Origin of the sequence: Streptomyces phytophilus (genome assembly GCF_013870535.1) — a bacterium.
GTDB classification, from domain to species: Bacteria; Actinomycetota; Actinomycetes; order Streptomycetales; family Streptomycetaceae; genus Streptomyces; species Streptomyces phytophilus.
Map to the genome: position 1 here is coordinate 1 of NZ_JACBXC010000560.1, position 3,841 is coordinate 3,841.

Consider the following 3,841-nt stretch of genomic DNA (forward strand, 5'->3'; position numbering starts at 1 on the left):
GGCGTGCGTCAGGCGTCGTAGTCGTCCAGCGGGGGGCAGGAGCAGACCAGGTTGCGGTCGCCGTAGGCGCCGTCGATCCGGCGCACCGGCGGCCAGTACTTGTCCGCGGGCGTCACCCCGGCCGGGAAGACGGCTTCCTCTCGCCCGTACGGGTGGCTCCACTCCCCCGCGAGCTGCGCCGCGGTGTGCGGCGCGCCGACCAGCGGGTTGTCGTCCTTGGCCCACTCCCCCGTGCCGACCCGCTCGATCTCCCGCCGGATCGCGATCATCGCCTCGCAGAACCGGTCGAGCTCGCTCAGGTTCTCGCTCTCGGTCGGCTCGATCATCAGCGTCCCGGCCACCGGGAACGACATCGTCGGGGCGTGGAAGCCGTAGTCGATCAGTCGCTTGGCGACGTCGTCGATGGACACCCCGGTGGCCTTTGTCAGCGGCCGGACGTCGACGATGCACTCGTGCGCGACGAGTCCGCCTGGCCCCGTGTACAGCACCGGGAAGTGCGGCTCCAGCCGCTTGGCCACGTAGTTGGCGCCGAGCACCGCGACCTGGCTGGCGCGGCGCAGGCCGCCCTCGCCCATGAGCTTCATGTACGCCCACGAGATCGGCAGGATCCCGGCCGAACCCCACGGCGCCGCCGAGACCGGGCCCACGCCCGTCTCGGGGCCCGCGGCGGGCTGCAGCGGGTGGTTCGGCAGGTACGGGGCCAGGTGCTCGCGGACCGCGACCGGGCCGACGCCGGGACCGCCGCCGCCGTGCGGGATGCAGAACGTCTTGTGCAGGTTCAGGTGCGAGACGTCGCCGCCGAACTTCCCCGGCCCGGCGAGGCCGACGAGCGCGTTGAGGTTGGCACCGTCCACGTACACCTGGCCGCCGGCGGCGTGCACGGCGTCGCAGATCTCCGTGATGTGCTCCTCGAACACGCCGTGCGTGGAGGGGTAGGTGACCATGAGCACGGCCAGCTCGTCGCCGTACTGCTCGATCTTCGCCCGCAGGTCGTCCGCGTCGACCTCGCCGTTCTCCGCGGTCCGCACGACCACGACCTTCATGCCGGCCATCACGGCGGAGGCGGCGTTGGTGCCGTGCGCGGAGGACGGGATGAGGCAGACGATGCGGCGCTCGTCGCCGTTGGCGCGGTGGTACGCCCGTACGGCCAGCAGGCCCGCCAGCTCGCCCTGCGAGCCGGCGTTGGGCTGGAGGGAGACCTTGTCGTAGCCGGTGACGGCGGCCAGGCCGTCCTCCAGCTCGTGGATCAGGGTCAGGTAGCCCTCGGCCTGGTCGGCGGGCGCGAAGGGGTGCAGTCCGGCGAACTCGGGCCAGGTGACGGCCTCCATCTCGGCGGTCGCGTTGAGCTTCATCGTGCAGGAGCCGAGCGGGATCATGCCGCGGTCCAGCGCGTAGTCCCGGTCGGAGAGCGCGCGCAGGTAGCGCAGCAGGGCGGTCTCGGAGCGGTGCCGGTGGAAGACGGGGTGGGTCAGGTACTCGTCGGCGCGCATCAGCCCGGCCGGCAGCGCGTCGGCCGTCGCGGCGTCCAGTTCCCCGACGTCCTGGCCGGCGACGCCGAAGGCGTCCCAGACGACGGCCAGATGCTCGCGGACGGTCGTCTCGTCGCAGGAGATGCCGACGTGGTCGGCGTCGGCGAGGCGGAGGTTGACGCCCGCGTTGCGGGCGCGGGCGGTGACCTCGGCGGCCCGGCCGGGAACCCGCACGGTGACGGTGTCGAAGAACGCGCCGTGCACCACCTCGGCGCCGCCGGCCCGGAGGCCCGCGGCGAGTATCGCGGCGTAGCGGTGGGTGCGCCGGGCGATGGCCGCCAGGCCCTCGGGGCCGTGGTAGACCGCGTACATCGAGGCCATCACCGCGAGCAGCACCTGCGCGGTGCAGATGTTGCTGGTGGCCTTCTCGCGCCGGATGTGCTGCTCGCGCGTCTGGAGGGCCAGCCGGTACGCCTGCGTGCCGTCCGCGTCCTTGGAGACGCCGACGAGCCGCCCGGGCAGGCTGCGCGCGAACTTCTCGCGTACGGACATGTAGCCGGCGTGCGGCCCGCCGAAGCCCATCGGGACGCCGAAGCGCTGGCTGGAGCCGACCGCGATGTCGGCGCCGAGCGCCCCGGGCGAGGTCAGCAGGGTCAGCGCCAGGAGGTCGGCGGCGACGGTGACGACGGCGCCCAGGTCGTGCGCCCGCTCGATGACGGGCGCGAGGTCGCGTACGGCACCGGAGGCGCCCGGGTACTGCAGCAGCACGCCGAAGACGCCGCGCTCGGCGACCTCCGCGGGGATGCCGCCGGCCAGGTCCGCGACGACGACCTCGACGCCGGTCGGCTCGGCGCGGGTGCGCAGCACCGCGACGGTCTGCGGCAGGGTGTCGGCGTCGACCAGGAAGACGCCGTCCTTGACCTTGCCGACGCGCCGGGAGAGCGCCATCGCCTCGGCGGCGGCCGTGCCCTCGTCGAGCAGCGAGGCGCCCGCGGTGGGCAGTCCGGTGAGGTCGGAGACGACGGTCTGGAAGTTGAGCAGCGCCTCCAGCCGGCCCTGGGAGATCTCCGGCTGGTACGGGGTGTACGCCGTGTACCAGGCCGGGTTCTCCATGACGTTGCGCAGGATGACGGGCGGCGTGTGGGTGGCGTGGTAGCCGAGGCCGATCATCGAGGTCAGCACCTCGTTGCGCGCCGCCAGGCCGCGCAGCTCGGCCAGCACCCCGGCCTCGGAGCGGGCCTCGGGCAGCGCGAAGCCGCCGGTGCCCTTGATCGAGCCGGGTACGGCGGCGTCGGTCAGCTCGTCCAGCGAGCCGTAGCCGACCTGGGCGAGCATCTTGGCCCGGTCGCCCGCGTCCGGACCGATGTGGCGCTGCTCGAAGGGAGTGCCGCGCTCCAGGGCGGAAAGCGGGATGCGGTGGGCGTTCGTCTCGGACAAGGGGCCTCCTGGTCGCACGGACCTTCGCGGATACCCCTGGGCGGGCACCCGTACGGCCTCCCCCTCTGTCATCCGGACCTGAGAGCTTCACCGGTACGCCCTGACTGGGCGCGCTCCGGCTTGCACCGTCGGTGAGGAGGGGCCGCGCGGCGGCCCGCCCTGCTTTCCAGAGTGACCTCGTCCGTGCGGTACGTGGGCCTGAGAGATTCCGGGGAGGAGTTGCTCCTTCGGCGCCTCCGGCTGGCGGGCGGAGGACTCTCCCGCACGGGGTCTGCAGCCACGCTCAGCGTACCAGCGCACGCCCCGGCGCAGCCCGGCGCGGGCGCCCGCCGCGATGCGCCCGGGCGGCGCCGCCGAGTGGCCGCCGTGCGCGTTGTGCCGTTACGTGGAGGCAGCGGAGCTGTGACGAGACGTGGGAGGCACCGTGCAGACCGACATCGACCCCCGGAGCCTGATCGGCGTGCGCGCGTACGACAGCAACGGGGACAAGCTCGGGACCGTCGACGAGGTGTACCTCGACGACGCCACCGGCGCCCCCCAGTGGGCGGCGCTGCGCACGGGTCTGTTCCACCGGGACGCGTTCGTGCCGCTGGGGCCGAGCGAGCTGGCCGACGAGGGGCTGCGGGTGCCGTTCGACCGGGCGCTGATCAAGGACGCGCCGGACTTCGGCGTCGGCCGGCACCTCTCTCCCGTGCAGGAACTCCAGCTCTACCACCACTACGGCATGGCGCTGCCGCCGGACGTCGCCAAGACCCACCCGCAGCGGCAGGCCGCGCCGCCGCGGGACCGGGACTTCGGCGAGGTCGCCGGCTCCGACGACTGATCAGCCGCCGGGCGCCAGCGGCAGCGGCTCCGCCGGCTCCAGCGCCGGGTCGTCGGCGGCGAACGTACGCACCCGACCGGGCGCCGAGCCCGGCACCTCGAACCGCACCGTG

Annotated in this window: 2 protein-coding genes and 1 riboswitch; of the genes, one reads left to right on the forward strand and one right to left on the reverse strand. The window is 73.7% G+C overall.

The window, feature by feature from the left end; translation table 11 throughout:
• Positions 1–8: 8 nt before the first annotated feature.
• On the reverse strand, positions 9–2,906 hold the full coding sequence (gene gcvP / locus H5J30_RS21245) for an aminomethyl-transferring glycine dehydrogenase (protein ID WP_181788986.1): 2,898 nt from the start codon (positions 2,904–2,906) through the stop codon (positions 9–11).
• A 176-nt stretch (positions 2,907–3,082) separates the two neighbouring features.
• Positions 3,083–3,179: riboswitch (glycine riboswitch) on the reverse strand.
• Between the two features lie 139 nt (positions 3,180–3,318).
• On the opposite strand from gcvP, the gene H5J30_RS21250 reads away from it, so the two are divergent.
• Positions 3,319–3,729, forward strand: a complete 411-nt coding sequence (locus tag H5J30_RS21250; RefSeq protein ID WP_181788987.1) for a PRC-barrel domain-containing protein — start codon at positions 3,319–3,321, stop codon at positions 3,727–3,729.
• Positions 3,730–3,841: the final 112 nt, after the last annotated feature.